Genomic DNA, 25512 nt, shown 5'->3' with positions numbered 1-25512 from the left:
ATCGGACGAAGGGTCGCTTCGCCTGTTCGGCAAAAGCTAGCCGTCATGAAGCGACTTCGGAATAGTCGAATGCATCGTTCAGATAACAGTGACGGCAGTGAACGGGCAGTCAGGTGTAACAGCGAATCGACTGTGCACATCAGACGGAAGGCAGCGCAAATCGGACCATATCGGCCACCGTCGCTGGGACCGATTAGGACCGATTTGCCATGTTCTCCGGCTGAGCCCAACAGCCACCCGCCATCATTCCGGCACGCTCCGTGCAGATGACGAGACGCGTCGGCGGAGATTTTAGGTTGCACGAATGGGGGAACATTGGGGTGGTGCCTTGCGGCCGGAGGCCGGCAGAGGTGCGGTCCGGCGGCGGTCGCGCGACCTAGATCAACACACCGGGCCGGCGCGCACAAGAACGCGAAACAAGACGTTCACAAATGGGCCGTGCCCCACCGCGGAGGCCGCAGCGAAGCGCAGCGAGCGGTGTCTGGCGGGAGCGACGGTCCGGACCACCGCGAACCCGAGCAAATATGGGTATATCTGAAATTTACACCAGGCGGCGGTCGGCGGCCCAGCGCGAGAGCTCGTAGCGGTTCGACATCTGGAGCTTGCGCAGCACGTTGGACACGTGCGTCTCCACCGTCTTGATGGAGATGAACAGCTCCTTGGCGATCTCCTTGTAGGCGTAGCCCCGGGCCAGCAGGCGCAGCACCTCGCGCTCGCGGTTGGTGAGCTGGTCGAGCTCCGGGTCGGCGACCGCCGTGTCGGAGCGGCTCGCGAACGCGTCCAGCACGAAACCGGCCAGCCGCGGGCTGAACACCGCGTCGCCGTCGGCGACCCGGCGGATCGCGGCCGCCAGCTCCTCGGAGGAGATGGTCTTGGTGACGTAGCCCCGGGCGCCGGCGCGGATCAGGCCGATCACGTCCTCGGCGGCGTCGGAGACGCTCAGCGCCAGGAAGCGGACCTGCGGATGCGTCCGGCGGACGACCTCCAGCACCGCGCGGCCGCCGCCGTCGGGCATGTGCACGTCGAGCAGGACCACGTCGGGCTCCAGCGCGCTGATCCGGCTGACCGCCTCGGCGACCGTGCTGGCCTCGCCGATCACGTCGACCCGGCCGGCCAGCTCGGCCCGGACACCGGCGCGGAACATGGCGTGGTCGTCGACGACGAAGACCCGCAACGCCTCGGGGGCGTCGGTCGGCGTGGGGTTCTCGCTCATCTGGGGCTCACCTGTCCTTGCTGGCGTTGGTCATCGAGCTCTGGGGCGCCCGGGCGATCGGCAGGAACAGCCGCACCTCGGTGCCGGTGCCGGGCTCGCTGCGGATCTCCGACCGGCCGCCGTGGCGGGCCATCCGGCCGATGATCGAGCCGCGCACCCCGTGCCGGGTGTCTTCCACTGTAGAGGGGTCGAATCCGGTGCCCCGGTCGCGGACGAAGACACTGAGCTGGTCCGGCTCGACCTCGGCGTAGAGGGAGACGGTCTGCACCTTGGCGTGCCGGGCGGCGTTGACCATGGCCTCCCGGGCGGCCGCGACCAGGGCGCCGACCCGCTCGTCGGTCTCCCGATCGCCGACGATCACGGTCTCCACGGTGATCGCGAAGGTGTCCTCGACCTCGGCCGCCGCCTGCTCGAGGGCGGCCGCGAAGCGCTCGGTCGGCGAGGCGGTCGGCTTGTAGAGCCAGTTGCGCAGCGAGCGCTCCTGACCGCGGGCCAGCCGCTGGACCACCTTGACGTCGCCGGCGTTGCGCTGGATCAGGGCGAGCGTGTGCAGCACCTGGTCGTGCACCATGGCGGCGACCTCGGCGCGCTCCGTCTCGCGGATCCGGCCCTCCCGCTCGGCGCGGAGCTGGTTGAACGTGCGCCACAGCGCGGGGCCGGCGACCACGGCGACGCCGAACAGGCCGACCAGCGCGAAGATCACGCCGTTGACGACGGCGCCGATGTTCCCGGCGGGCGCGTAGACCGCGACCACGCCGATGATGCCGGTGGCCACCAGCACGCCGCCGCCGATGAAGCGGAGCAGGAAGGCCCGCCGGTCGCTCTCGTCGACCACCGCCCCGAGCCAGGGCATCTGCGGCAGGGTCTCGCTCCACTGCCGGCGCCGCTCGGGGTCGGACTGGTGCCAGATCACCCCGGCACCGACCGCGACCAGGGCGATCAGCCAGCCTCCGGTCGCTGCGGCCCCGACCGAGTTGAGCAGGAGGCCCTGGCTGAACAGGACACCGACGCCGATCAGCAGGAAGGGCAGCACCTGCGGCCAGCCCCGGCGGACCTGGTCGCCGGGGCCGCGCGGGCGCTGCGGGAGCACGGCCCAGAAGGCGGCGTAGAGGAGCAGCCCGAGCCCGCTGAACCCCAGGAGCAACACGAACGCCACGCGTACCCGCGAGGCCGGGATGCCGAGGTGCTCGGCGATGCCGGCGGCCACGCCGGCGACCATGCGACGGTCGCGAGCGCGGTAGAGACGCGAGGCGGCGATCGGAGCGGTGATGGCGAAACTCCTTCCTGGGTGATCCGATGGTCACACGTTCTCCGGCCCGGCGACCACGGGGAGGCCCCCTAACCTGGGGCGTCGGATTTCTCAGGGTGCGCTCAGGGTCGGGTCCGGAGGTCGCTCGGGCGGCCGGGCGGCGAATATCGACGCTATGACCGAGACCCCCGAGACACCGGCCGGTGCGCGCCCGGCGGACGAGGCCGCCGCGCCGCCGCCCGGTCCACCGCCGCCGCCACCCCCCGGCGCCGGCACCGCGCCCGGTCCGGCGGGCTTCGCCACGCGGTACGGGCTGACCCGGCCGCACAGCGGGCGTTACCTCGCCGGGGTCTGCGCGGCGATCGGCCGGGCGACCAACACCGACCCGATCCTGTGGCGCGTGCTGTTCGCCGTGCTGACCCTGTTCTTCGCGGTCGGCGCGCTGCTCTACGTGACCGCGTGGCTGCTGATCCCGGGCGAGGGCGACACCGCGTCGCCGATCGAGTCGGTGCTCGGCAAGGGCCGCTCCAGCATGTCCCCGGTGACCGCGATCATCCTCGGCGTCGCCTGCACGGTGCTGTTCGGCTTCCTGGTCACCGACCCCTTCCGCGCCGTGGTGCTCGGCGTGGCCATCCTGATCGGAGGCGCGTTGCTGCTCAACCGCAACCAGCGCGGGTCGCAGCCCGTGCCGTCCGGGCCGGTCGACGACCGCTTCAGCTGGTCGACCGTCTCGCCCTGGGCAGGCCCCTCGCCGTGGCGGGCGGCCCCGGCACAGCCGACCGCGCCGATGGCGTCGGCGGTGCCCGCGCCCGGTCCCGTCCCGGCCGCGCCGGCCGGGCCGCCGCCGGTCGCCGTCGACGAGCCGACCCGGGCGTACGACCAGCCGCCGCCGACCGCGCAGTTCCCGCCGGTGGCCGGCCCGTACCCGCCCCAGCAGGGCTACCAGCCCCCGTTCGCGCCCTACGGCCCGTACGGTGGCCCGCCGCCCCCGCCGCCGCCCGCACCGCCGCGGCCGGCCAAGCCCCCGAAGCCGCCCAAGGAGCGCTCCGCGCTGGGCGCCGCGACGTTCTCGATGATCTTCGTGGCGATGGGCATCGTGGCGATGTTCGACCTGCTCAACGTGTTCCGGGTGCGGCCGACCACCTACTTCGCGGCCGCGCTGCTCACCGTCGCGCTCGGCCTGCTGGTCGGCGCCTGGCTGGGCCGGGCCCGCTGGCTGATCGCGCTCGGCCTGGTCGCCGCGGCGGCCCTGGGCATCTCCTCGATCGCGGAGTATCAGGTCGACCACGACCGGATCGGGCCGCGCGACGCGGTCTGGGAGCCGCGCACGATGAACGAGTTGCGCACCAACTACCGCCTGCCGTTCGGCGACGCCCGGCTGGACCTGACCAACCTCGACTTCACCGGTCAGACCCGGGACGTCAACGTCAACCTCAACGCCGGCGAGCTCGAGGTGCGGCTGCCGGACAACGTCGACGTGGTGACCGACGTCAACGTCGACGCCGGCGACGCGCAGATCTTCGACCGCTCGTTCAGCGGGCTGGCCCAGTCGCTGACCGTCGAGGACAACGGGCCGGACGGCGTCGGCGGCGGCACGCTGCGCCTGACCATCCAGGTCAACACCGGCCGCGTGGAGGTGTCCCGATGAAGCCGCATCGCACAGACCTGCTGTCGCTGACCTTCGCCGTCATCTTCCTGGCGATCTTCGGCTGGTGGGTGTTCGCCCAGGTCGTGCACGTCAACGTGCCGGCCGCCGGCTGGTGGGTCGCGTTCGGCCTGATCCTGCTGGGGCTGCTGGGCCTGATCGGCGCGATCCGGTCGGCCGCCAACGCCAACGCCGCGCAGCGCGCGGCCGCGGCGGCCCCCGCACCGGTCGACGATCCCGACCTCGAGCCGGCGACCGTGGGCGACCGCACCGTCGAGCTCGGCGAGCCCACCTCCCCTCCCCCGCGCGGCCAAAGCCACGACTAGGCTCCCGCGCACCTATGCTGGCCGGTGGAGGTTTTGTCGCCTCCGCCGGCCAGCGCCGCTTGTGTCCACCCCGCGCGCCGCCCGGCCATCGATCCCGACCGCTGAGGAGCCAGCCCGCTATGACCGCCTCCCCCGCGCACCACGTCGGCGAGCGTGCCGCGCGCACGCTCACCGCCGAGCTCGCCCGCCACGCCGGCCCCAAGACCGCCCTGGTGGTCGGTGCCGCGCCCGGGTCGGCGGTGCTCCGGGCCGCGTTCGACGCCCTGCTGCCGGGTGACGCCCTGGTCGTCACCCCCGGCGCGGGCACGACCAGTGCCGAGCTGCGCGCCGAGGTGCACCAGCAGGGGCAGTGGGTCGGTGACCGGGTCCGGGTTGCCGAGTCGGTCGGCGAGGCCGACCCCGCCCAGTTCGTGATCGTGGCGGAGCCGCTGGCCGGCACCGCCGAGGAGGCCCGGGCCACCATCGACGGGCTGGCCAAATATCTCGCGGACGGCGGCGTGCTGGCCGTCGCCGCGCCCGCGCTGCCCGGCCTGACCGGCGGGGCCGCGGCCGAGCTCGAGCGGCAGTCCGCGTTGTTCGGTGTCGGCTCCGACCTGGTGCTGGCCAACCGGCCGCCCGTGCGGGTGCACCGGCTGCGGTTCTCCGCCGCCGAGGCCGCGTCGGCCGAGCGGCTCGCCCCGGCCTACCGGCCGTCGAGCATCCCGCTGACGCGCACGATGCACATCGACTCCAACGGCGTGGCCGCCGCCGGCATCGCGCTCGGCCTGGCCGCGTTCGCCCGCCGGTCGCGGCCGTCGTCGCGGCTGTGGCTGGTGCCGGCGCTGGCCGCCCTGCCCGTCGCCGCGTTCTTCCGCGACCCGGAGCGGGACGTCCCCGAAGACCCGTCGGCCGTGGTCGCCGCGTCCGACGGCAAGGTCCTCTCGGTCGAGACGGTGACCGACGAGCGGTTCGGCGACGGTGAGTTCCTCCGGATCGCGGTCTTCCTCTCCGTCCTCGACGTGCACGTCAACCGCAGCCCGGTGGCCGGCAAGGTGGTCGACTACTTCGTCACCGACGGCGGTTACGCGGCGGCGATGAACCCGGCGGCCGAGCACAACGTGGCCGCGTACACCGTGCTGGACACCACCCGCGGCACCGTCGTCGTCGCGCAGCGGACCGGCCTGATCGCCCGCCGGATCGTGCAGCGTGCGCCCGTCGGCGCCCTGCTGGCCCGCGGCGAGCGGTTCGGCCTGATCCGGTTCGGCTCGCGCACCGACGTCTACCTGCCCGCCGGCACGGCCGACGCGCTGGTGGCGCCGGGCGACCGGGTCGTGGGCGGCGCGTCGATCATCGCGCGCTGGCGCTGACTCTCAGTCGATGCCGCGGGCCGTCAGGGCGTCGGCCAGGTCGTCCGCGTGCTTCATGGTCATGATCAGCAGAGGTACGGCGAAGGCCAGCGGTGCCACGGGTACGCCCCGGGCCCGCTGCGCCTCGCGGATCTGAGCGGCGAACCCCGCGATCACCGGGATCGTGGTGATCGTCATCGACAGCATCAGGGCCACCCGGCTCGGGTTGACGCCGAGCGGGCGCAGCGGGGTGAGGGCGCGTTCGATCGCGTCGACCAGCAGCCCGGTGGGCGTCGTCAGGGTGATCAGGTTGGCCAGCAGGATCACCACGACCACCCGGACGACGTTGGCGACGACGGTCAGCGCCGGCAGGAAGAAGACCTGGCTGACGGCCACCACCAGCACCAGCCAGCGCAGCCGCCAGGCCTGCCGGGCGGGTTCGGCGGCCCCGAGACCGGCGAGCAGGTAGGCGCCGGTCACCGCCACGGCCGCCCCGGCCAGCAGCGCGGGGCTCGGCGGGGTCAGCGAGATGCCGAGCGCCGCGGCCATCACGACCAGCAGCTTCGGGCCGGCGGGCAGCCGGTGCAGCGGGCTGTTGCCGGGCCGGTAGAGGGAGATCACTGGTCCTGGTCCCGCTCATAGCGGGCGATGACCGGCCCCGGGTCGCCGTGGTCGACCAGCCGGCCGTCCTCGAACCGCAGCGCCACCTCGCACCGGGCGGCCAGGCGCAGGTCGTGGGTGGCCAGCACGAGCTGTTGCGGCATCTCGTCGAGCAGGAACCGGGCGATGCGCCGGCTGTTCGCGGCGTCCAGGTAGGCGGTCGGCTCGTCGGCCACCACCAGGCTCGGTTCGCCGATCAGCACCGCGCAGAGGGCGAGCAACTGCTTCTGCCCGCCGGAGAGGGTGTGCGCGGGCGCTTCCGCGTACTCGGTGAGCCCGACCCGGGCCAGCGCGTCGGCGACCCGCTCGCGGATCTCCGCACGGGACAGGCCGCGGCCGCGCAGCGAGAACGCCACGTCCTCGGCGACCGTCGGCATGATGATCTGCGTGTCCGGGTTGCTGAACACGAAGCCGACCCGGCGGCGCAACTGGCGGGCGTGCCGGACCGCGTCGACGCCGTGCACCCGCACCTCGCCGGAGGTCGGGGTGACCAGGCCGTTGAGCGTACGGGCGAAGGTCGACTTGCCCGAGCCGTTGGCGCCGATGACGGCGATCCGCTGCTGGTCGAGGCGCACCGACAGGTCGCGCAGCGCGACCCGGCCGGGGAACTCGACCGTGACCGCGGTCAGCTCGATCTCCCTCACCGGACCACCTCGAACAGCGCGGCCACACCGAGGCCGCCGCCGACGGCCGCGGTGGCCAGGCCCAGCGTGCCGGCCGGGGCGCCGGCCCGCACCAGCCGGCTGAACAGCCGCACGACGCTGACCGCGCCGCTGGCGCCCCACGGATGGCCGAGGGCGAGCGCGCCGCCGTCGGCGCAGACCCGGGGGTCGTCGTCGGCCACTCCCAGCCGGGTGAGGGCGGCCAGGGCCTGGGCCGCGAACGCCTCGACGATCTCGATGGCGGCGACGTCGCCGAGGTCGCGGCCCGCGCGCTTCATCAGCTGCTCGACGGCGGGCACGGGGCCGAGGCCGGGCAGCGCGGGGTCGCAGCCGACGGTGGCGGTCGCGATCAGGGCGAGACCGGGGCGGTCGCCGCGGCCGGCGGCCGGGACGAGCGCGACCGCGGCGGCGCCGTCGCTGTCGCGACAGGAGTTGCCGGCGGTCAGCGTGCCGCCGTCCGCCGCGTCCGGGAACAGCGCCGGGAAGCGGCCGAGCATGGCGGGGATGCGCGCGCGGGGCCCGGTGTCGTCGGTCTCGAGGGGGACGAGTTCCGCGGCGAAACCGCCGGACGCTCGCGTGTGGACGGCTCGCTCGTGGCTGCGGGCCGCGTACGCGTCCTGGCGCTCGCGGGTGATGCCGTCGTGAACCGCGAGATCCTGCGCGGCCCGGACCATGTCGGGGTCGGGATGCCCGGACGGCGCGAACGGCGCCCGCGCGTACGCTACGCCGTCGGCGATCCGGGTCGGCGCGGTGGAGCAGCTCTCGACGCCGCCGGCGAGGCGCGGCCGGTCGTCCCCGGCGCGGATCGGCTCGGCGGCGGTGATGATCGCGGCGAGCCCGCTGCCGCACTGCCGGTCGATGGTCATGCCGGGCACCGTCACGTCGAGTCCCGCGGCGAGGGCGGCGACCCGCGCGAGGTTGCCGCCGGGGCCCATGCAGTTGCCGAGGACGACGTCGCCCGGCTGCGCGAGGTCCTCGAGGCAGGCCCGGAGCGCCGGGGTGGCGAGGTCGACGGCGGTCAGGTGGGCGAGGGCGCCGCCTTTGACCGCGATCGGCGTACGCCGCGCGGCCACGACGACCGGTGTGGTCGGCTCAACCAATCCGGGCCACCCGACCCTCGATCGCGTCGTGCCGGATCTGCTCACGGGCCGGCTTGCCGGTGGCGGTGCGCGGCAGCCGGTCGGTCCAGAACCAGCGGCGCGGCCGGTGGGTGCCGGTCAACAGCGTGCCGGCCCGGGCGCGCAGCTCGCGCGCGCTGGGCGGGCGCTGCCCGGGCTCGGTCTCGATCACCGCTGCGACCAGGGCGCCGGCCCTCTCGTGCGGCAGCGCGAAGACGACGGCGTCCGCGATGCCCTCGATGCCGAGGAGGGCGGCCTCGACGTCCTCGGGTACGACGGTCGCGGCGGCGGTCAGGATGGCGCCGTCTCCCCGGCCCCGCAGCCGCAGCGTTTCGTCGGTGCCGCTCTCGACGAGGTCGCCGACCGTGGCCCAGCCGGCGTCGTCGCGGCGCAGCGGGCCGGCGGCCGCGCCCAGGTAGCCGGCGGCGAAGTAGGCCGACCGGACCCAGAGCACGCCGTCGTCGACCCGGATCTCGACGCCGTCGAAGGGGCGCAGCCCCAGCCCGTCCTCGTCGACGGCGACGAAGGACAGCTCGGCCGCGCCGTAGTAGCTGACGACCCGGATCCCCTGCGCGGCGGCCCGCGCGCGCAGCTCGGGGTCGAGGCGGGCGCCGCCGACGAGCGCCACCCGCAGGCGGTGGGCGGCGCCGGACTCGAGGACATCACGCAGGGCGTACGGGGTGCCGTGCAGCACGGTGGCCCGAGCCAGGTCGGTGCCGGAGACGGTGTGCGTGCGGGGCAGCAGGACGGTGGCGCCGAGCGCGCGGGCGTGCGCGACCGAGAACATGGTCACCGAGGAGACCAGCGGCGACGGCAGATAGAGCACGTCGCCGGCGGACAGGCCGGTCAGCCGCTCGATCGCCGGGAAGGAGGCCGCCCAGGAGGCGGCGGTCCGCGCGATCATCCGCGGGGCCCCGGTGCTGCCCGAGGTGAACGTCCCCCAGCCCAGGCCCGGTCGCGGCGACGCGGCCTCGACCGGGCCGCGCAGGCCGGCCCAGTAGGTGTCGTCCCACCGGTCGTCGCCGACCAGCGGCACACCACCGGCGTCGTGCGCCGCGAGGGCGGTGACCAGCGCGGTCACCCGGTCGGGGTGGCGGACCGCGACGGCCCGGCCCGGCACGTCGACAGCCGACCGCGCGGCGGCGATCCGGTCCGTCAGCTCGGCGGCGGTCAGGGTGGTGTCGCCGCAGACGAGGTTCACGCCCGTACCCGGGTGGGGTTGCCGAATGCGCGGGGGTACGCGCGCCAGAGCGCCATCGTCACGACCGTAGCCGCAACCGTCTTGAGCAGGTCGCCGGGGAGGAACGCCGCGCTGGTGACGGCGGTCTCGCGCAGGCCGAGGCCGGTGACCATCGACTGCACCGGGATGCCGATCGCGTAGACGACGAGCGCGCCGCCGAGGAAGCAGCCGACCGCGGTGCGCCACCAGACGGGGCGCCGGCCGCCGAGCCGCACGACGAGGCCGACCACGAACGCGCCGAGGATCCAGCCGAACAGGTAGCCGGCCGAGGGGCCGACGAACACGCCCGCGCCGCCTCGGCCGCCGGAGAGCAGCGGGAGGCCGGCGAGCACGAGGGCGAGGAAGAGGACGACGGCGGCGGCGCCGCGCCACGCGCCGAGGACGGCGCCAGCGAGCATGACGCCGAGGGTCTGTGCCGTGATCGGCACGGACCCGCCGATGGGAATGGCGCCCGGCAGACCCAGGACGGCCAGGATGGCCGCGAATGCCACGATCCGGGTGACGTCCCGCGTGTCGAGCCCGCGTCGGTCCACTGAAGCCTCCCCCTCCTGAACGCCGTTCACCTGAACAGCGTTCTCTAGAACGGCGTTCACTATAGTGGTGGGATGCCGAGATCGGATAGCAGCGGTCACGTCCGCAACAGCCGCGACGACGTCGTCGCCGCCGCGCTGGAGATCCTCGACCGGCAGGGCCTGCCGGACCTGACCATGCGCCACCTGGCGGCGACGCTGGAGGTGGCACCGAGCGCGCTGTACTGGCACTTCCCCAACAAGCAGTCACTCCTGGCGGCGGTCTCGGACCGGATCATCGCGGGCGCCCGCCCGGCGGGGCCTCGGGCTCGGGCCGACGACTGGCGCGCCGCGGTCCGGGCGGAGGCGGGGGCGCTGCACGACGCGCTGCTCGCTTACAAGGACGGCGCCGAGGTGGTGTCGAGCACGCTCGCGCTGGGGTTGGGAGCGGAGGCGCTGCAGGATCGGCTGGTTGCGGCTCTGGGCAGTGGCGGTTTCGACGAACGAACCACGTCACTGGCGGCGGAGACCATGGTCCACTTCATCGTGGGGCACGCGTTCCACCGCCAGCAGCGCATCCAGGCGGACACCTTGGGCGCGGTGGCGGGGGCACATTCGGTGGACAACGAGAACCCGGTGGCGCGGGAGCCGCAGGCCTTCGACCTGGGCATCACACTGCTGGTCGCAGGCCTGGACGCCCAGGTGCGGCGACCTTAGGCCCGTTGCGGCTTGGACATGGCGCGGCCCCCGCCGGTTTGGCAGGGGCCGCGGTTGGTTGGGCTGGTGTCAGGCGGTGTTGCGCTGGCGGAGCCAGAGCAGCGGGCCACTGACCAGGTAGGCGATGACGATCGCGAAGAACGTCGCGCGGATGTCGAGCAGCGCGCCCACCACCGGGACCAGGAGCAGCCACGGCGGGAGCTTCACCAGGCGTGCCAGCTTCGCGTAGGGGAAGCTGGACACCATCGCGAAGGCCAGCAGGGCTACGCCTGCCACGACGAACGTGCCCGAGACCGGGAGGCCGATCAGCACCGCCAGGGCCAGCACCGCGGCGGCCATCGTGGTCGGCACCCCGCAGAAGAAGCGGCCGTCCTTGGGCGAGACGTTGAATCTGGCCAGCCGGATCGCCGCGCAACCCGCGACCAGTGCGCAGGCTATCGCCGCCGCGGCCGTCGAGACCGTGCCGTGCAGGGACGCGTAGACCACCACCGGCGCCGCCAGGCCGAACGAGCACATGTCGGCCAGCGAGTCCATCTGGGCGCCGAACGGGCTCGCGACGCCGAGGCGGCGGGCCAGCATGCCGTCGAGGCCGTCGAAGACCACGCAGGCGACCAGGCAGATCGCGGCGATCTGGATGTCGCCCTGCATCGCCAGGAAGATGGCCAGGAGGCCCAGCCCGAGGCTGGCCAGCGTGCAGCCGTTGACCAGCGCGAACTTCGCGCGGCGGGCCAGCGTGCGCTCGCCGGGCAGCAGCGGGATCGCCATGCCGACGGCCGGGGCCGGCTCGCTCGGGCCGACCGCGGGGCTGACCGGTGCGATCGCCTGGATCTCGCGGATGGCCAACGGGTCGATGGAGTGGCTGTCGGGATGCACCACGGCGACCCGGGAGCGCCGGCCCACCCGCACGCGCAGGACCTGCCGGGCGAGGGTGCTGCCGCCACGACGCAGGCCGTACCACCGGCGACCACCGGGGCGCGGGCTGTCGAAAGCGAGACGCGGACTATCGGTGGTGCTACGCCGACGCCAAGGGGCTCTCGGCACGTGGTCCTCCAGGTCCGGATCGGATCTCTGCGCCGCCAAGTCGAGCGACCGCCCGATCTTGCGGTCTACACCATCGCACAGATGGTTCTGATTGGCGAGACTCGTACACGGTTCTATCGGATGAACCAGCACGAACGCGACAATATTGACTTGAACGGCATAAGCGACGGTACGAGCTCTTGGCCCAACCACCGATTATAGGGTCTAGGCGGCAACATTGGTGATTTGTGCCGTCTGCGCAGCTCAGCCCGCCCAGATCGGGACAGCCGCCGCGGCCACGTCCGTCAGGGTCAGCGCGTCGACCTCCGCGCGGGCGAACCAGCGCGCGTCCGCCGTCGATCCGTTCACCTCGGCCACGCGGGGCTCCGTCGGCGCCGGGACATCGACACGGTAGACCACCCGTACCGCGTGCCAGTCCATCGGATAGCCCTCGGGACCGAGCGCCCGCGGGTTGCGGTGGTCGGACACCGCGAGGAGCTCGACGATCTCGCCGGCCTGACCCGACTCCTCGGCCAGCTCACGGAGCAACCCAGCCGCCGGCTGCTCACCGAAGTCCGTGCCGCCGCCGGGCAGGTGCCACTTCCCGGCACCGGGAAAACCTTGGGAAATCCTGGTCAGGAGTACGCCGCGCGGCGACGTCACGAGCCCGTACGCGGCGAAGCGCTGGCCCTGCGCGGCCGGCAGCGGCGCCGGCGCCACCCGGCGACCGAGGGGATGCGGCGCGGCGAAGTCGAGCGGCACGACCGGCTGCCCGAGGATCTCGGCGGTGAACGGCATCAGCCGCAGGTCGGCCAGGTCGCGCTCGGGCACCCAGGCGACCTCGTCGCTCGTGCCGGCCACCTCACCGCGCAGCGCACCGCGACGCACGCGGACCTCGTACACGATCAGGTCGTAATGCCAGGCGAGGTCGATGTCCCACAGCTCGCGCACGGAGGCGAGGGCGGCGACGGGGCGGCCGACCTCGATCTCCAGGCCGGTCTCCTCCTGATATTCGCGGACGAGCGCGTGCGCGGGCGGCTCGCCGTGCTCGAGGCCGCCGCCGGGCAGCTGCCACACACCGGGAAAGTCGGACCGGTCGGAGGTCCGGGTGAGCAGGACCCGACCACCGTCCCGGCACAGACCGTAGGCCCCGATCCGCCGCCGTCGCTGCATGACCCAAACGATCTCACCCGGCGCCCGGTCGCGGATTCACGACCCCGGGGCGCGGAAGGTGACTCGAGCCCGTCGGGTCAGGCGGGGAACGCGGCGCGGACCGCGTCGGCGGTGACCTCGGTGATCGCGGCCTCCGGCAGGTCGCGGAGCTCCTCCGGCGGGAACCAGCGGGCCGCGTCGGTCGAGCCGCCCACGTCGCCGACCTTGGGGGTCACCGGGGTCTCGACGGCGACGCGGTAGAAGGCGCGGACGCCGTGCCAGTCGATCGGGTAGCCCTCCGGGCCCAGCGACGCCGCGTCGCGGTGGCTGGCCACGCCGAGCAGGGAGACCAGGCGGCCGGTCTGACCCGTCTCCTCGACGAGCTCGCGGAGCAGGGCCTGGCCCGGCTGCTCGCCGAAGTCGGTGCCGCCGCCCGGGAGGTGCCAGCAGCCGGCGCCGGGATAGCCCGCGGCGACCCGGGTCAGCAGGACGCGACCGGCCGGATCCGTGGCGACCGCGTAGGCGGCGAACCGCTGGGCGCGGTGCAGGCCGTCGGGGCCGGGCGCGGCGTAGAAGCTCGGGAAGTCGGGCGTCTCGTCGGGGCGCAGGTCGATGGTGGCCGGCGGCAGGCCCAGCGCGTTGGCCGTGAACGGGCGCAGCGCGAGGCCCTTGGCCTCGTCGAGGGTGTGCCAGCGGGCCAGGTCGGTGGGCTGGCCGACGCGGTCGACCAGGGTGCCGCCGCGGACCGACGCGGCGTAGATGAGGCGGTCGGTGTGGATGGTGACACCGCGGTGCGGGAGGGCCCGCATGTCGGCGAGGACGTCGTGCAGGCCGGTGACGGCGATCGACAGGCCGGTCTCGGCGGCGGACTCGCGTACGACGGTGTGGTTGGGGTCCTCACCATGATCGACGGCGCCGCCCGGGAGGGACCAGGCGCCGGGGGTGCCGGACCGGGTGGAGGCTCGGACCAGGAGCACGCGGCCGCCGGCGTCGGTGCAGACGGCGTAGGCCGCGATGCGGCGTACCGGTTCGAGCGCAGGGGTCACAGAGGGAGATTCTTCCCGAATCACTCGACACCTCCGGGCCGGAGTCGGATTGCTGACACTTGATCACCCGCAGGGGTCCAGATTCAGGGTAAGCCTCCGGGCGGTACCCGAGGTAGATCCGTCCTGTCGGGTGGACCGTAGAAGCATGACGACGAGCGCGAACCCACCGTACAAACAACTACGCAGGACGACCGACGACAAGATCATCGCAGGTGTCTGCGGCGGCCTCGGTCGTTACTTCGGCGTCGACCCGGTGCTGATGCGGGTGATCTTCGCGGTCACCGTGGTCCTCACGGGCGGCCTGGCGCTGTTCGCCTACCCGGTGCTGTGGTTCCTGATGCCGGAGGACGCCGGCCCGGGCTCGGGGCTGTGGCAGGGCGGAGCGTCCGCGAACTGGCAGACCCAGACGCGCGGGACCAGCACCTACCAGCCGCCGACATACCAGCCGCCGGCCAACCCGGAGCCGCAGGCCTACCAGGCGCCCGGCGGCCAGCAGGGTTACCAGGCGCCGGCGTCCGGGATGGACACCGGGACCGGCACGCACGAGGGCGACGACCCGAATACCCGGGCCTGACGGTCCACATCGGGGACCCGGTCGTCGAAGGCCGGCCGGCCCGCGCCAGCGGGCCGCCGGCCACCCCGGCGTCGCTCGGCCGTCTCGGCGACGCCGTGGTCGACGCGCTGCCTGCCTGCCGCCGGCATCCCGGCGGCCGACCGCCGCGGGGGTCCGGGCCAAACGGGGACGGTATTGACTAGGCGAGACGGCCTACCGGCCGGATCACTCCCACTCGATCGTGCCCGGCGGCTTGCTCGTCACGTCGAGGACCACGCGGTTCACCTCGCGGACCTCGTTCGTGATCCGGGTGGAGATGCGGGTGATCACGTCGTACGGCAGGCGTGACCAGTCGGCCGTCATGGCGTCCTCGCTGGAGACGGGCCGCAGCACCACCGGGTGGCCGTAGGTCCTGCCGTCACCCTGGACACCCACGCTGCGGACGTCGGCCAGCAGCACCACCGGGAACTGCCAGACGTCCCGGTCGAGGCCCGCCGCCGTCAACTCCTCGCGGGCGATCAGGTCGGCCGCCCGCAGGATGTCGAGGCGGTCGCGGTCGACCGCGCCGATGATCCGGATGGCCAGGCCCGGGCCCGGGAACGGGTGCCGCCATACCATCGCCTCGGGCAGGCCCAGGGCGTGGCCGATCGTGCGTACCTCGTCCTTGAACAACGTGCGCAGCGGCTCCACCAGCGCGAACTTCAGGTCCTCGGGCAGCCCGCCCACGTTGTGGTGGGACTTGATGTTGGCCGTGCCCGTGCCGCCGCCCGACTCGACGACGTCCGGGTAGAGCGTGCCCTGCACCAGGAACTCGACGTCGCCCGAGGCGGCGACCTCGCGGGCCGCCTGCTCGAAGACCCGGATGAACTCGCGGCCGATGATCTTCCGCTTCTGCTCCGGGTCGGTCACGCCGTCCAGCGCCGCCAGGAAGCGGTCGGCCGCGTCGACGACCTTGAGCTTGACGCCCGTGGCCGCGACGTAGTCCTTCTCGACCTGCTCGGCCTCACCCGCGCGGAGCAGCCCGTGGTCGACGAAGACGCAGGTGAGCTGGTCGCCGACGGCCTTGTGGACGAGCGCCGCCGCCACCGCGGAGTCGACGCCACCCGACAGGCCGCAGATGACCTCCTTGTCACCCACGCGGGCTCGGATCGCTTCGACCTGGTCGTCGATGATGTTGTCCGGCGTCCAACTCGGCGCGATGCCGGCGATGTCGTACAGGAAGCGGGTGAGCACGTCCTGCCCGTGCGCCGTGTGCATGACCTCGGGGTGGAACTGGGTGCCGGCCCGCCGGCCGGCCAGGTCCTCGAACGCGGCCACCTCGGCGCCCGGCGTCGCGGCGGTGACGGTGAACCCGGCCGGCGCCGCGGTCACGCTGTCGCCGTGGCTCATCCACACCGGCAGCGACGCCGGCAGGTCGCGCAGCAGCACACCGGCCTCGGGCGCCACGGTCAGCTGGGTGCCGCCGAACTCGCGCCCGCCCGTGTGCGCCACCGTGCCGCCCAGCGCCTGGGCCATCGCCTGGAAGCCGTAGCAGATGCCGAACACCGGGACACCCGTCTCGAACAGGTCGCTGTCGACCTGCGGGGCGCCAACCTCGTAGACGCTGGAGGGGCCGCCGGACAGGATGATCGCCACCGGGTCCTTGGCCAGCATGTCCTTGACCGGCATGGTGTGCGGCACGATCTCGGAGTAGACCTTGGCCTCCCGCACCCGGCGGGCGATGAGCTGTGCGTACTGCGCGCCGTAGTCGACGACGAGAACCGGGCGAGGCGTGGTCATGTGTCCGGAGTTTACCGACCGGGCCGGGCCGCCCGACGCGCGCTCACCCGCACGGAGCGGCCCGCGACCACCGCCGTAACCAAGGTCACGACATCACGAAGCCCAGGACCATCAGGGGGCACGCTCAGCGCAGCTCCCCCGGCGCCGCGGGCGGCACGGCGGGCCGTCCCGGCCAGACCCGAGGGACCGGGGCGTACGCGGATCCGAGCGCGGGCCGAGGGTCGACCGCACCCTTCTCGGGCCAGAACGACAGCGCCCGCTCGGCCAGCGCGGTGATCGTCAGCGCGGGGTTGACGCCCAGGTTCGCCGGCACCGCCGCCCCGTCGACGACGTGCAGGCCCGGGTGTCCGTAGACGCGCTGCCACCCGTCGACCACCCCGGCCGCGGGCGTGGCCCCGATCGCCGCGCCACCCAGGATGTGCGCCGTCAGCGGGATGTCGAAGGCCTCGGTCAGCGAGCCGCCCGGCACCCCGCCGATCTCCTCGGCCAGCAACCGGGCGGCGGTGTTGCCGGCCGGGATCCAGGTCGGGTTCGGGGCGCCGTGCCCGGGCGTGCTGACCAGCCGGCCCCGCCGCCAGTCGAGCGTCAGCGAGTTGTCCAGTGACTGCATGACGAGCGCGATCACGGTGCGCCGGGACCAGTCACGCACCGACAGCGCGCGCAGGTAGGTCAGGGGTCGCCCGGCCAGGGTCGCCAGCAGCCGCCGGACCCGGTGCGGCCCGCCGTCGACCAGCGCCGACTGCAGCAGCCCCATCGCGTTGGAGCCGGGGCCGTAGCGGACCGGTTCGATGTGCGTACGCGCGTCGGGGTGGAACGAGCTCGTGATCGCCGCACCCTGCGTGTAGTCGACGGCCGACCGGCCCGGGATCGTCGCACCGAGGATCGACTCGGAGTTGGTGCGGACCAGCGTGCCCAGCCGGGCGGACAGCCCCGGCAACGCATTCGATGCCCGCATCCGGTGCAGCAGCTCCACGGTGCCCAGGGCGCCGGCCGCGAACACGACCTGGTCGGCCGCGACCACCGTGCGCCGCCGGCCGCCGGTCCGGACCGTGGAGACCTCGTAGCCGGAGCCCGCGGGCCGCACCGCGACCGCCGTCGTCAGCGGCCGCACCTCGGCACCCGCCCGCTCGGCGAGATGGAGATAGTTCTTCACCAGGCTGTTCTTCGCGCCGTGCCGGCACCCGGTCATGCACGCACCACAGTGCAGGCAACCCGTACGCGCCGGGCCGGCCCCACCGAAGTAAGGGTCGGGAACGGTCTCGCCCGGTCGCCCGAAGTGGATCCCCACCGGCGTCGGGTGGAACGTCGACTCGACCCCCATCCGGGCGGCGACGGCCCGCATGGCCCGGTCGGCCGGCGTGCGCGACGGGTACGTCGCGACACCCAGCATTCGCTTCGCCTGGTCGAAGTGCGGCGCGAGCTCCGCCCGCCAGTCGGCCATCGCGGCCCACTGCGGATCGGCGTAGAAGTCGGGCATCGGCTCGTAGAGGGTGTTGGCGTAGACCAGCGAACCGCCGCCGACCCCGGCGCCGGAGAGCACCAGCACCTTGTCGCCGCGCCCGCGCCGCCCGGCCGGCCGCAGCACGCGCAGCCGCTGGATCCCGAAGAAACGCAGCCGCGGCGCCCAGAGGAAACGGCGGAGCCGCCAGGACGTCGCCGGCAGCTCGTCGTCGGCGAACCGCCGCCCCGCCTCCAGGACCAGCGCCGAGTAGCCCTTCTCCACCAGGCGCAACGCGGCGACACTGCCCCCGAAACCGGAGCCGATGACGACCACGTCGTACCTCATCCCGACATCATTACCCGTCGGTAGGTATTGCGCCATCGTGAAGTTCCGTCATCATTTCGGCGTGACTGGGACGGGGATCGGTGCGCTCGGGCGACACAGGCTCACGCTGCTTGTCGGGGCCGCCGTCGTGGCGGTGCTGCTGATCGGCGGCGCGGTCTTCGCGGTGACCCGCACCGGCGGCGAGGAGCGGGCGCCGGCCGCCGCCGCACCGACCACGTCGGACCGGCCGACCGAGAGCGCGCCGACACCGAGCCCGACCGTGCAGCCCGGCCTCGACATCAAGGGCCCGCTCGACATCCTGCTGGTGGGCGTCGACACCCGGGTCTCCGTGCCCGGATGGGAGCCCCACGCCGACGCGGTGCTGATCCTGCACGTCACCGAGAACCTCGACCGCGGCTATCTTTACTCGCTGCCCCGCGACCTCGTCGTCGACATCCCGGCGTTCCCGAAGTCGGGCTACCGCGGCGGCAACACCAAGCTGACGCACGCGATGAGCTACGGCAGCCGGCGCGGCAAGGCCGAACCCTCCGCGGCGCAGGGCTTCGAGCTGCTGCGACAGACGGTCAGCCGGTACACCGGGATCAAGACCTTCCACGTCGGCGCGATCCTCAACTTCGGCGGCTTCGAGAAGCTGGTCAACGAACTCGGCGGCGTCGACATGTACGTCGACCAGAAGGTCGTCTCGATGCACCGCCGGCCCGACGGCGAATCGCGCACCCTGCGCGGGGGCGACTACCAGGGCCCGCAGATGACCTACAACCCGGGCAACCGGCACTTCGTCGGCTGGCAGGCGATCGACTACGCGCGGCAGCGCTACACGGCCGGCGGTGACTACACGAGGCAGCGTCACCAGCAGCAGCTGATCAAGGCGATCCTGGCGAAGGCGCTCTCCACCGGCCTGCCGACGGACGCGGCGGGCATCGAGCGGCTGTTCCGGGCGCTGGGCAACTCCGTCGACTTCATCGCCGGCGACCGCACCCCGATCGAGTACGGCTTCGCGCTGTCCAAGCTGCGCCCGGAGAACCTGACGCTGGTCTCGCTGCCGGGCGCCGGCGTGGGCCGCGGCAGCGGCTACCGCGGCGAGCAGCTCACCGCGGTCGGCCGGGGCTTCATCACCGAGCTGCGGGCCGGCAAGGCCGACGCCTACCTCAAGGCCAACCCCAAGCTGGTCGTCAAGCGCTAGTCGCCGGGTTTCGGGGGCGGCGTCTTCGAGGTGAGCCAGGCCATCAGGAACTCGCGCAGCGGCTTGCCGGAGATCCGCTCGGCCAGCGCGATGAACTCCTCGGTCGTCGCGTTGGCGTTGCGCTTCTGCGCCGTCCATTCCTTCAGGATGCGGAAGAACGAGTCGTCGCCGACCTCCTCCCGCAGCGCGTGCACCGTCAGCCCGCCGCGGATGTAGACGGAGTTGCCGAACAGCCCGGAGGTGCCGGGGTCGAAGGTCGGGTCCTCCCAGCGGATCGTCTCGTACGCGCGATCGAACGAGGTCCGCACCGGCACGCCCTCGTCGTGCTCGGCCCAGAGCCACTCGGCGTAGGTGGCGAAGCCCTCGTTGAGCCAGATGTCGCGCCAGGCCCCGATCGACACGCTGTCGCCGAACCACTGGTGGGCCAGCTCGTGCGCGACCACCCACTCGCTGGTGGAGCTGCTGAAGAACGAGTCGCTGTAGACCGGGCGGGACTGCGTCTCCAGCGCGTACCGGATGCGGTTGTCGACGACCACGACACCGCCGTACGCGTCGAAGGGGTAAGGCCCGAACTGGGTGGCCAGGAAGTCGGCGACCTCGCCGGTGCGGGCCATCGCCTTGTCGGCGTTGGAGTCCTTGGCCAGCGTGTTGTCGACCGCGGTCACGATCGGCTTGCCCTGGTGGCTGCCCGTCGTGACCCGGAAGTCGCCGATGACCACCGTGGACAGATAGCTGGCCATCGGCGCCGACTCCCGCCAGCGCCAGGTGGTCCAGCCGTCCTTCTCGGTCTTCTCCCCCGGCGCGCCGTTGCTCAGCGCCGAAGTGCCGTTCGGCACGGTCATCTCGAGCGCGAAGGTGGCCTTGTCGCGCGGGTGGTCGTTGACCGGGTACCAGCTGCTCGCGGACTCCGGCTGGCCGAGCGCGATCGCGCCGGTCGGGGTGGCCAGCCAGCCGCCGGTGCCCAGCTCGGGGCTCGTGATCGGCTGCGGCACACCGCCGTAGGTCACGACCGTGGTGAACGTGCTGTCCTTGCGCAGGCCGGCGGCGGGCGTCACGACGAGCTCGTCGGCCTCCCGCTTCTGCTCGGCGGCGGCCGCGCCGTCGACGGTCACCGCCGACACCTCGGGGCCCCGGAAGTCCAGGTTGAACCGTGACAGGTTCTGGGTGGCGGTCGCGGTGATCGTCGCGGTGCCCTCGAGCCGGTCGCTGCCGGGGTCGTAACGCAGGACCAGCGCGTAGTCCTTGACGTCGTAGCCGCCGTTGCCGTAGGTCGGGAAATAGGGGTCACCGATGCCGGCCGCGCCGGGGCCGAACCCCTCGTCGGCCTGACCGGAGTCGGTGCAGGCGGCCGCGCCGCCGATGGTCAGGGCCACCAGGGCGGCGAGCGCCGAACGCCTGATCATCATCACGAGAGCCTATTCTTCCGGGGTCACGGGCGCGTCTCGGGACGCGGCTTGCGGACGGGTTCGTCCTTCTGCGCGGCGAACCGTTGCACCAGTATCAGCAGGAGCAGCGAAAGCAGGCCGAAGCTGCGGTCGACCAGCGTCAACAGGATGGCGAGCGCGAACACGGCGGTGGTGACGACGGTCGGGAGCACCTGGGCGCGCACCGACCTCTGGTCGTCGACGTGCCGCAGCCACGGGTGCCGGGCGACGTACCAGGCCTGCAGCAGCATCAGCCCGCCGATGCCGAGCAGGACCAGCAGATAGAAGATCGCCGAGCCCGAGTTGGTGTCGCTCTCGGTGAACAACAAGGCGGTCGGGTACGGCAGGAAGACGATCAGGAGCAGCCAGAACGTGTTGATCGTGAGCAGCTTCTCGTCGTAGTCCGCGAGATAGGACCACACGCGACGGTGGGCGCCCCAGAACTGCGAGATCACCAGGAACGAGACGACGAACCCGAGGATCTGTGGTTCGAACCGGTCGAGCTGGTCCAGGATCGGCTCGTCCGCGTTGTCGGTCGCGATGTCGACCAGGGGCAGCACGAGCAGGGTGAGCGCGATCGACATGACGGCGTCGCTGAAGCTGACGGCGCGGTCGAGATTTCGACCGCGCCGTTCGCGTATGGCGTCCGGCTGATCGGACATAAGCCCCAGTATGGGGCCTAACGATCGATGACCAGACCGACCTTCTGGAACTCCTTGAGATCGCGGTAGCCGCACTTGGCCATGGCTCGCTTGAGCCCGCCGAACAGGTTGAGCTGGCCGTCGGGGTCGTCGGCCGGGCCGAACAGCAACTGCTCGAGGTTGCCCAGCGACGGCCCGCCCACGCCGAACGCGCCGCGCGGCAGCTTCGGGTGGCTGGACACCGAGTGCCACCAGGCGCCCTTGGCCGGCGCCTCCGCGGCCTGCGTGAGCGGCTCGCCGAGCATCACCGCGTCGGCACCGCAGCCCAGGGCCTTGGCGATGTCGCCGGAGGTCTGCACGTCGCCGTCGGCGATCAGGTGCACGTAGCGGCCGCCGGTCTCGTCGAGGTAGTCGCGGCGGGCCGCGGCGGCGTCGGCGATCGCGGTGGCCATCGGCACCCGGATGCCGAGCACGCTGTCGGTGGTCGACCACTCGTCGGCACCCACGCCGACGATGACGCCGGCGGCGCCCGTACGCATGAGGTGCAGTGCGGTCTTGTAGTCGGTGCAACCGCCGACGATGACCGGCAGGTCGAGGTCGGCGATGAACTCCTTGAGGTTGAGCGGCTCGTCGGTGGTCGAGACGTGCTCGGCCGAGACCAGCGTGCCCTGGATGACCAGCAGGTCGACGCCCGCGTCGAGGATCACCGGGGCCAGCGCGAGGGTGTGCTGCGGCGACACCCGGACGGCGACCGTGACGCCGCCCTCGCGGATCTCGCGGACCCGCTCACCGATCAGCTCGGGGCGGATCGGCTCCGCGTAGACCTCCTGCAGCCGGCGGGTGGCCGGCGCGTCCTCGTCGAGCCCGGCCAGCTCGTCGAGGATCTTGCGGGGGTCCTCGTAGCGAGCCCACAGGCCCTCGACGTTGAGCACGCCGAGGCCGCCGAGCTGGCCCAACGCCACGGCCGAGGCCGGGCTCATGGTGGCGTCGCTCGGGTGGCCGACGCAGGGGATCTTGAACGGGTACGCGTCGAGCTGCCACGCCGTCGACACGTCGTCGACGTCGCGGGTGCGACGGCTCGGCACGATCGCGATGTCGTCGAGGTGATAGCCGCGCTGCGCGGTCTTCCCCAAGCCGATCTCGACCACGTCACGCAACGGGGGCTCCTAAATTTAACGAGTGTGGTAGTTGGGGGCTTCGACGGTCATCTGGATGTCGTGCGGGTGGCTCTCCTTGAGGCCCGCCGCGGTGATCCGGATGAGCTGGCCACGCCGGTGCATCTGCTCGATGTCGGCCGCGCCGACGTAGCCCATCGCCGCCCGCAGGCCGCCGATGAGCTGGTGGGCCACCCGGGACAGCGGGCCGCGGTAGGGCACCTGGCCCTCGACGCCCTCGGGCACCAGCTTGTCCTCGCTGAGCACGTCGTCCTGGAAGTAGCGGTCCTTGGAGTAGGACCGGCCCTGGCCGCGGGACTGCATCGCGCCCAGCGAACCCATCCCCCGGTAGGTCTTGAACTGCTTGCCGTTGACGAAGATCAGCTCGCCGGGGCTCTCCTCGCAGCCGGCCAGCAGGCTGCCCAGCATCACGGAGTGGGCGCCGGCCACGATCGCCTTGGCGATGTCGCCCGAGAACTGGATGCCGCCGTCGGCGATCACCGGCACGCCGGCCGGGCGGGCGGCCCGGGTGGCCTCCATGATCGCGGTGATCTGCGGCACGCCGACACCGGCGACGACCCGGGTGGTGCAGATCGCGCCGGGGCCGATGCCGACCTTGATCGCGTCGGCGCCGGCCTCGATGTGCGCCTTGGCGCCCGCGTACGTGGCGACGTTGCCGCCGACGACCTGGACCGACGTCTCGCGCTTGAGCCGGGCCACCATCTCCAGCACGTTGCGGCTGTGCCCGTGCGAGCTGTCGACCATCAGCACGTCGACGCCGGCGTCGATCAGCAGCCGCGACCGCTTGTAGGCCTCGTCACCCACACCCACCGCGGCGGCGACCCGGAGCCGACCGGCGTCGTCCTTGGTGGCGTTGGGGTACTGCTCGCTCTTGGTGAAGTCCTTCACGGTGATCAGGCCGCGCAGCCGGCCGCTGTCGTCGACGAGCGGCAGCTTCTCGATCTTGTGGGTGCGCAGCAGCGCGAGCGCCTCGTCCTTGCTCACGCCGACCGGGGCCGTGACCAGCGGCATCCGGGTCATGACCTCGCGCACCAGGGTGCTGCCGTTGGTGACGAAGCGCATGTCACGGTTGGTGACGATGCCCACCAGCGCGCCGGCGTTGTCGACCACCGGGACGCCCGAGATGCGGTAGCGGCCGCAGAGGGCGTCGACGTCGCGGATGGTGTCGTCGGGGCTGCAGGTCACCGGGTTGGTGATCATGCCGGCCTCGGAGCGCTTGACCAGGTCGACCTGGAGCGCCTGGTCTTCCATCGACAGGTTGCGGTGCAGCACGCCGATGCCGCCGTTGCGGGCCATCGCGATCGCCATGCGGGCCTCGGTGACGGTGTCCATCGCGCTGGACATGAGCGGAATGCCGAGACGCACGTTGCGGGTGAGGAGTGTGCCGGTCGCCACCTGTCCCGGCACGACGTCACTTTCGCCCGGCTGGAGGAGGACGTCGTCGAAGGTCAAGCCCAGCGGCACGGTCGCCGCGGGCCCGGCTCCCGGGTCCTCGAAGGTGCCGAACGGCAGGTCGTTGACGGGCGAGTTGTCCATGGTTTGTCCCCTCAGCGGCGCGATACGTCAGCTTACCCGCGCCTGGTCGGCGCGCCCCGCTCCGGGCAGGCGCGCTGGGCCGGAAAACGACTACGGTGGGAAGGGTGAACGACGAGCCCATCGATCCGTTCAAGGACGACCCCACCGCGGGGCTCTCCGACGACGCGGGCGACGACGACCCGGCACTCGACCCGTTGACCGAGGTCGAGCGGCAGGACGTGCTCGAAGACCTCGCCGACCTCGAGGTTTACCAGGCCCTGCTCGGGCCTGTCGGGATCCGCGGGCTGGTCATCGAGTGTGAGGACTGCCACGAACCCCACTATTTCGACTGGGACCTGCTCCGCGGCAACCTGCGGCACCTGCTGACCTCGGGCCGGCCCCGCGTGCACGAGCCTGCCTACGACCCCGATCCCGATCACTACGTCACCTGGGAATACGCCAAGGGGTACGCGGACGGCGTCCACGACACCCTGGCGGACGAAGCCGACGATCCCGAGCCACCCGGCAGAACGGGCAGCCCGGGATCGTGATCACCGCGCGGTAGGCCGGCCAAGGAGAGGGGTGCGGCCGGCCTGTCCGCGGGTCAGGCCACCAAGCCCGACCGGAACCCGGCGGCTACGGCGTGCGCGCGGTCCCGCGCGCCCAATTTCCGGAACAGCCGGCGGGCGTGGGTCTTCACGGTGTCTTCGGACACGAACAGCTCGCGCCCGATCTCGGCATTGCTCTTCCCGTCAGCCATGCCCCGCAGCACCTGGAGCTCCCGCTCGGTGAGCGCGGCGCGGCGGGTGACCGGCTCGTCGCGCCCGTAGCGGTTGACCGGGTCGGCCTGGGGGCCGAAATACCGACCTTCCTCGGCGTTGTCGCGGACGTCGATGCCAGGCCCGACGTCACCACGCTGCACCGGCACGACGGCGGACGCCGCCTCGGCGAGGCCGAGCTGGGGGTGGCCGGCGCCCACACCGGCCTGCATCCGCATCGGCCCGGCGTTACGCCCGGCCGCGGCGCCGGCGAGCCCGCCGACCGCGGCCGGCACGCGGCCGGCGACGAAGAGCAGCAGCACGGTCTTGGCGACGACGCTGACCAGGTCCTGGTCGGTGCCCTGGATCAGGGCCCGGGCTCCGGCGTTGACGGCGGCGGCCGCGATCCGCGGGTCCTCTGACCCGAAGAGCACGATCGTCGCGCCGGGTGCCCGGCCCAGCACGCGCTGGGTGAATCCGACGGTGTCCGGTCTGGTGACGGCGGTGTCCGCGAGCACCACATCAGCGGGGCGCTCGGCGAGACGGAGCAATACCTCGGGCTCGGATACCGCAGTTCTGACGGCGCCGGCTACTCCGAGCCGGGCCGCTGCCGCATTGACGTTCTGCGCGGCCTGCGATGTCCGAACGCAAACGAGGACAGTACGCACGGTGGTCCTCCTCTCCTCATAGAAGAGGACCACGGAGCGCTGAGATCATTACGGCGTTTCAGTGGAAAGAACAGGAAAGTTCCGGACAGTTCGCCACGCCGATGCGGTAGGTGCGCGCATCGAATCGATCAGGCACGTGTGAGGCGAC

At 72.7% G+C, this 25512-nt stretch carries 23 protein-coding genes and 1 pseudogene; 7 read left to right on the top strand and 17 right to left on the bottom strand.

The window, feature by feature from the left end; genetic code table 11:
- Positions 1-541 precede the first annotated feature (541 nt).
- Together Asi02nite_RS12500 and Asi02nite_RS12495 are read right to left on the bottom strand one after the other, a co-directional pair.
- Entirely contained in the window at positions 542-1213 is a 672-nt protein-coding gene (locus tag Asi02nite_RS12500; RefSeq protein WP_203712697.1) for a response regulator, read from the bottom strand.
- A 7-nt stretch (positions 1214-1220) separates the two neighbouring features.
- Positions 1221-2483: a PspC domain-containing protein gene (locus Asi02nite_RS12495; protein WP_275410316.1), complete on the bottom strand. Its 1263-nt coding sequence runs from the start codon at positions 2481-2483 to the stop codon at positions 1221-1223.
- 154 nt (positions 2484-2637) lie between these two features.
- Here Asi02nite_RS12495 and Asi02nite_RS12490 point away from each other — a divergent pair, with 154 nt between their 5' ends.
- The 3 genes from Asi02nite_RS12490 to Asi02nite_RS12480 all read left to right on the top strand — a co-directional run bounded on the left by Asi02nite_RS12490 (position 2638) and on the right by Asi02nite_RS12480 (position 5779).
- Positions 2638-4110: a PspC domain-containing protein gene (locus tag Asi02nite_RS12490; RefSeq protein ID WP_203712695.1), complete on the top strand. Its 1473-nt coding sequence runs from the start codon at positions 2638-2640 to the stop codon at positions 4108-4110.
- Entirely contained in the window at positions 4107-4433 is a 327-nt protein-coding gene (locus Asi02nite_RS12485) for a hypothetical protein (protein WP_203712694.1), read from the top strand. The genes Asi02nite_RS12490 and Asi02nite_RS12485 overlap by 4 nt, the downstream gene beginning before the upstream one ends.
- Before the next feature lie 119 nt (positions 4434-4552).
- Positions 4553-5779, top strand: a complete 1227-nt coding sequence (locus Asi02nite_RS12480) for a phosphatidylserine decarboxylase (protein ID WP_239126666.1) — start codon at positions 4553-4555, stop codon at positions 5777-5779.
- A gap of 3 nt (positions 5780-5782) precedes the next feature.
- Here Asi02nite_RS12480 and Asi02nite_RS12475 read toward each other — a convergent pair whose 3' ends face one another.
- The 5 genes from Asi02nite_RS12475 to Asi02nite_RS12455 are packed head-to-tail and all read right to left on the bottom strand — an operon-like array spanning position 5783 to position 9971.
- Positions 5783-6379 (bottom strand): energy-coupling factor transporter transmembrane component T family protein, encoded by a 597-nt coding sequence (locus Asi02nite_RS12475; protein ID WP_203712691.1) that lies wholly within the window; start codon positions 6377-6379, stop codon positions 5783-5785.
- Positions 6376-7062 carry an energy-coupling factor ABC transporter ATP-binding protein gene (locus tag Asi02nite_RS12470; RefSeq protein WP_203712689.1) on the bottom strand — a complete coding sequence of 229 codons (687 nt, stop codon included), beginning with the start codon at positions 7060-7062 and terminating at the stop codon, positions 6376-6378. Before Asi02nite_RS12470 ends, Asi02nite_RS12475 begins: the two co-directional genes overlap by 4 nt.
- Positions 7059-8180 (bottom strand): thiolase family protein, encoded by a 1122-nt coding sequence (locus tag Asi02nite_RS12465; RefSeq protein ID WP_203712687.1) that lies wholly within the window; start codon positions 8178-8180, stop codon positions 7059-7061. The genes Asi02nite_RS12470 and Asi02nite_RS12465 overlap by 4 nt, the downstream gene beginning before the upstream one ends.
- Positions 8173-9399 carry a class I adenylate-forming enzyme family protein gene (locus Asi02nite_RS12460; RefSeq protein WP_203712685.1) on the bottom strand — a complete coding sequence of 409 codons (1227 nt, stop codon included), beginning with the start codon at positions 9397-9399 and terminating at the stop codon, positions 8173-8175. Before Asi02nite_RS12460 ends, Asi02nite_RS12465 begins: the two co-directional genes overlap by 8 nt.
- A complete protein-coding gene (locus tag Asi02nite_RS12455; protein WP_203712683.1) occupies positions 9396-9971 on the bottom strand; it encodes a biotin transporter BioY in 576 nt (191 codons plus the stop codon). The genes Asi02nite_RS12460 and Asi02nite_RS12455 overlap by 4 nt, the downstream gene beginning before the upstream one ends.
- 72 nt (positions 9972-10043) lie before the next feature.
- Here Asi02nite_RS12455 and Asi02nite_RS12450 point away from each other — a divergent pair, with 72 nt between their 5' ends.
- Entirely contained in the window at positions 10044-10664 is a 621-nt protein-coding gene (locus Asi02nite_RS12450) for a TetR family transcriptional regulator (RefSeq protein ID WP_203712681.1), read from the top strand.
- A gap of 69 nt (positions 10665-10733) precedes the next feature.
- On the opposite strand, the gene Asi02nite_RS12445 is transcribed toward Asi02nite_RS12450, so the two are convergent.
- From Asi02nite_RS12445 to Asi02nite_RS12435, 3 genes are all read right to left on the bottom strand, one after another.
- A complete protein-coding gene (locus Asi02nite_RS12445) occupies positions 10734-11612 on the bottom strand; it encodes a CDP-alcohol phosphatidyltransferase family protein (protein WP_203712703.1) in 879 nt (292 codons plus the stop codon).
- Between the two features lie 336 nt (positions 11613-11948).
- A complete protein-coding gene (locus Asi02nite_RS12440; protein WP_203712679.1) occupies positions 11949-12857 on the bottom strand; it encodes an NUDIX hydrolase in 909 nt (302 codons plus the stop codon).
- Between the two features lie 77 nt (positions 12858-12934).
- Positions 12935-13882 carry an NUDIX domain-containing protein gene (locus Asi02nite_RS12435; protein ID WP_203712677.1) on the bottom strand — a complete coding sequence of 316 codons (948 nt, stop codon included), beginning with the start codon at positions 13880-13882 and terminating at the stop codon, positions 12935-12937.
- Positions 13883-14027: 145 nt separating this feature from the next.
- Between Asi02nite_RS12435 and Asi02nite_RS42735 the strand changes: the two are divergent.
- A pseudogene (locus Asi02nite_RS42735) lies at positions 14028-14229 on the top strand (PspC domain-containing protein); the annotation flags it as partial.
- Between the two features lie 431 nt (positions 14230-14660).
- Here the strand turns inward: Asi02nite_RS42735 and guaA are convergent.
- Together guaA and Asi02nite_RS12420 are read right to left on the bottom strand one after the other, a co-directional pair.
- The gene (guaA, locus tag Asi02nite_RS12425; RefSeq protein WP_203712674.1) at positions 14661-16214 is read right to left on the bottom strand and encodes a glutamine-hydrolyzing GMP synthase; all 1554 of its coding nucleotides are present in this window, start codon (positions 16212-16214) and stop codon (positions 14661-14663) included.
- Positions 16215-16338: 124 nt separating this feature from the next.
- Positions 16339-18000, bottom strand: coding sequence for an FAD-dependent oxidoreductase (locus Asi02nite_RS12420; RefSeq protein WP_203712672.1), 1662 nt, complete (start codon positions 17998-18000; stop codon positions 16339-16341).
- A gap of 61 nt (positions 18001-18061) precedes the next feature.
- On the opposite strand from Asi02nite_RS12420, the gene Asi02nite_RS12415 reads away from it, so the two are divergent.
- Positions 18062-19183 carry an LCP family protein gene (locus Asi02nite_RS12415; RefSeq protein ID WP_239126665.1) on the top strand — a complete coding sequence of 374 codons (1122 nt, stop codon included), beginning with the start codon at positions 18062-18064 and terminating at the stop codon, positions 19181-19183.
- Here the strand turns inward: Asi02nite_RS12415 and Asi02nite_RS12410 are convergent.
- Genes Asi02nite_RS12410 through guaB form a run of 4 tightly spaced genes read right to left on the bottom strand, consistent with a single transcriptional unit; the run spans position 19180 to position 23959 of the window.
- A complete protein-coding gene (locus Asi02nite_RS12410; protein WP_203712701.1) occupies positions 19180-20586 on the bottom strand; it encodes a M1 family metallopeptidase in 1407 nt (468 codons plus the stop codon). The genes Asi02nite_RS12415 and Asi02nite_RS12410 overlap by 4 nt on opposite strands.
- A gap of 26 nt (positions 20587-20612) precedes the next feature.
- A complete protein-coding gene (locus Asi02nite_RS12405; RefSeq protein ID WP_203712669.1) occupies positions 20613-21269 on the bottom strand; it encodes a TMEM175 family protein in 657 nt (218 codons plus the stop codon).
- 17 nt (positions 21270-21286) lie between these two features.
- Complete coding sequence (locus tag Asi02nite_RS12400) at positions 21287-22405, bottom strand: GuaB3 family IMP dehydrogenase-related protein (RefSeq protein WP_203712667.1); 1119 nt, start codon at positions 22403-22405, stop codon at positions 21287-21289.
- Positions 22406-22420: 15 nt separating this feature from the next.
- Positions 22421-23959: an IMP dehydrogenase gene (gene guaB, locus Asi02nite_RS12395; protein ID WP_203712665.1), complete on the bottom strand. Its 1539-nt coding sequence runs from the start codon at positions 23957-23959 to the stop codon at positions 22421-22423.
- Between the two features lie 104 nt (positions 23960-24063).
- On the opposite strand from guaB, the gene Asi02nite_RS12390 reads away from it, so the two are divergent.
- Complete coding sequence (locus tag Asi02nite_RS12390) at positions 24064-24489, top strand: DUF5319 domain-containing protein (RefSeq protein WP_203712663.1); 426 nt, start codon at positions 24064-24066, stop codon at positions 24487-24489.
- Between the two features lie 53 nt (positions 24490-24542).
- Here Asi02nite_RS12390 and Asi02nite_RS12385 read toward each other — a convergent pair whose 3' ends face one another.
- Positions 24543-25364, bottom strand: coding sequence for a helix-turn-helix transcriptional regulator (locus Asi02nite_RS12385; protein ID WP_203712661.1), 822 nt, complete (start codon positions 25362-25364; stop codon positions 24543-24545).
- Between the last annotated feature and the right edge of the window lie 148 nt (positions 25365-25512).

The sequence above is a fragment of the Asanoa siamensis genome (genome assembly GCF_016862555.1).
GTDB classification, from domain to species: domain Bacteria; phylum Actinomycetota; class Actinomycetes; order Mycobacteriales; family Micromonosporaceae; genus Asanoa; species Asanoa siamensis.
Note: the sequence above shows the minus strand (reverse complement) of the source record. Positions and strands in the feature narration are given on the sequence as shown.

Excerpts from the sequence above, each read along its gene's own strand:
- Asi02nite_RS12500 (WP_203712697.1), bottom strand. The coding sequence starts at position 1,213 with ATGAGCGAGAACCCCACGCCGACCGACGCCCCCGAGGCGTTGCGGGTC.
- Asi02nite_RS12490 (WP_203712695.1), top strand. The coding sequence starts at position 2,638 with ATGACCGAGACCCCCGAGACACCGGCCGGTGCGCGCCCGGCGGACGAG.
- Asi02nite_RS12485 (WP_203712694.1), top strand. The coding sequence starts at position 4,107 with ATGAAGCCGCATCGCACAGACCTGCTGTCGCTGACCTTCGCCGTCATC.
- Asi02nite_RS12480 (WP_239126666.1), top strand. The coding sequence starts at position 4,553 with ATGACCGCCTCCCCCGCGCACCACGTCGGCGAGCGTGCCGCGCGCACG.
- Asi02nite_RS12450 (WP_203712681.1), top strand. The coding sequence starts at position 10,044 with ATGCCGAGATCGGATAGCAGCGGTCACGTCCGCAACAGCCGCGACGAC.
- Asi02nite_RS12440 (WP_203712679.1), bottom strand. The coding sequence starts at position 12,857 with ATGCAGCGACGGCGGCGGATCGGGGCCTACGGTCTGTGCCGGGACGGT.
- guaA (WP_203712674.1), bottom strand. The coding sequence starts at position 16,214 with ATGACCACGCCTCGCCCGGTTCTCGTCGTCGACTACGGCGCGCAGTAC.
- Asi02nite_RS12420 (WP_203712672.1), bottom strand. The coding sequence starts at position 18,000 with ATGAGGTACGACGTGGTCGTCATCGGCTCCGGTTTCGGGGGCAGTGTC.
- Asi02nite_RS12410 (WP_203712701.1), bottom strand. The coding sequence starts at position 20,586 with ATGATCAGGCGTTCGGCGCTCGCCGCCCTGGTGGCCCTGACCATCGGC.
- Asi02nite_RS12405 (WP_203712669.1), bottom strand. The coding sequence starts at position 21,269 with ATGTCCGATCAGCCGGACGCCATACGCGAACGGCGCGGTCGAAATCTC.
- guaB (WP_203712665.1), bottom strand. The coding sequence starts at position 23,959 with ATGGACAACTCGCCCGTCAACGACCTGCCGTTCGGCACCTTCGAGGAC.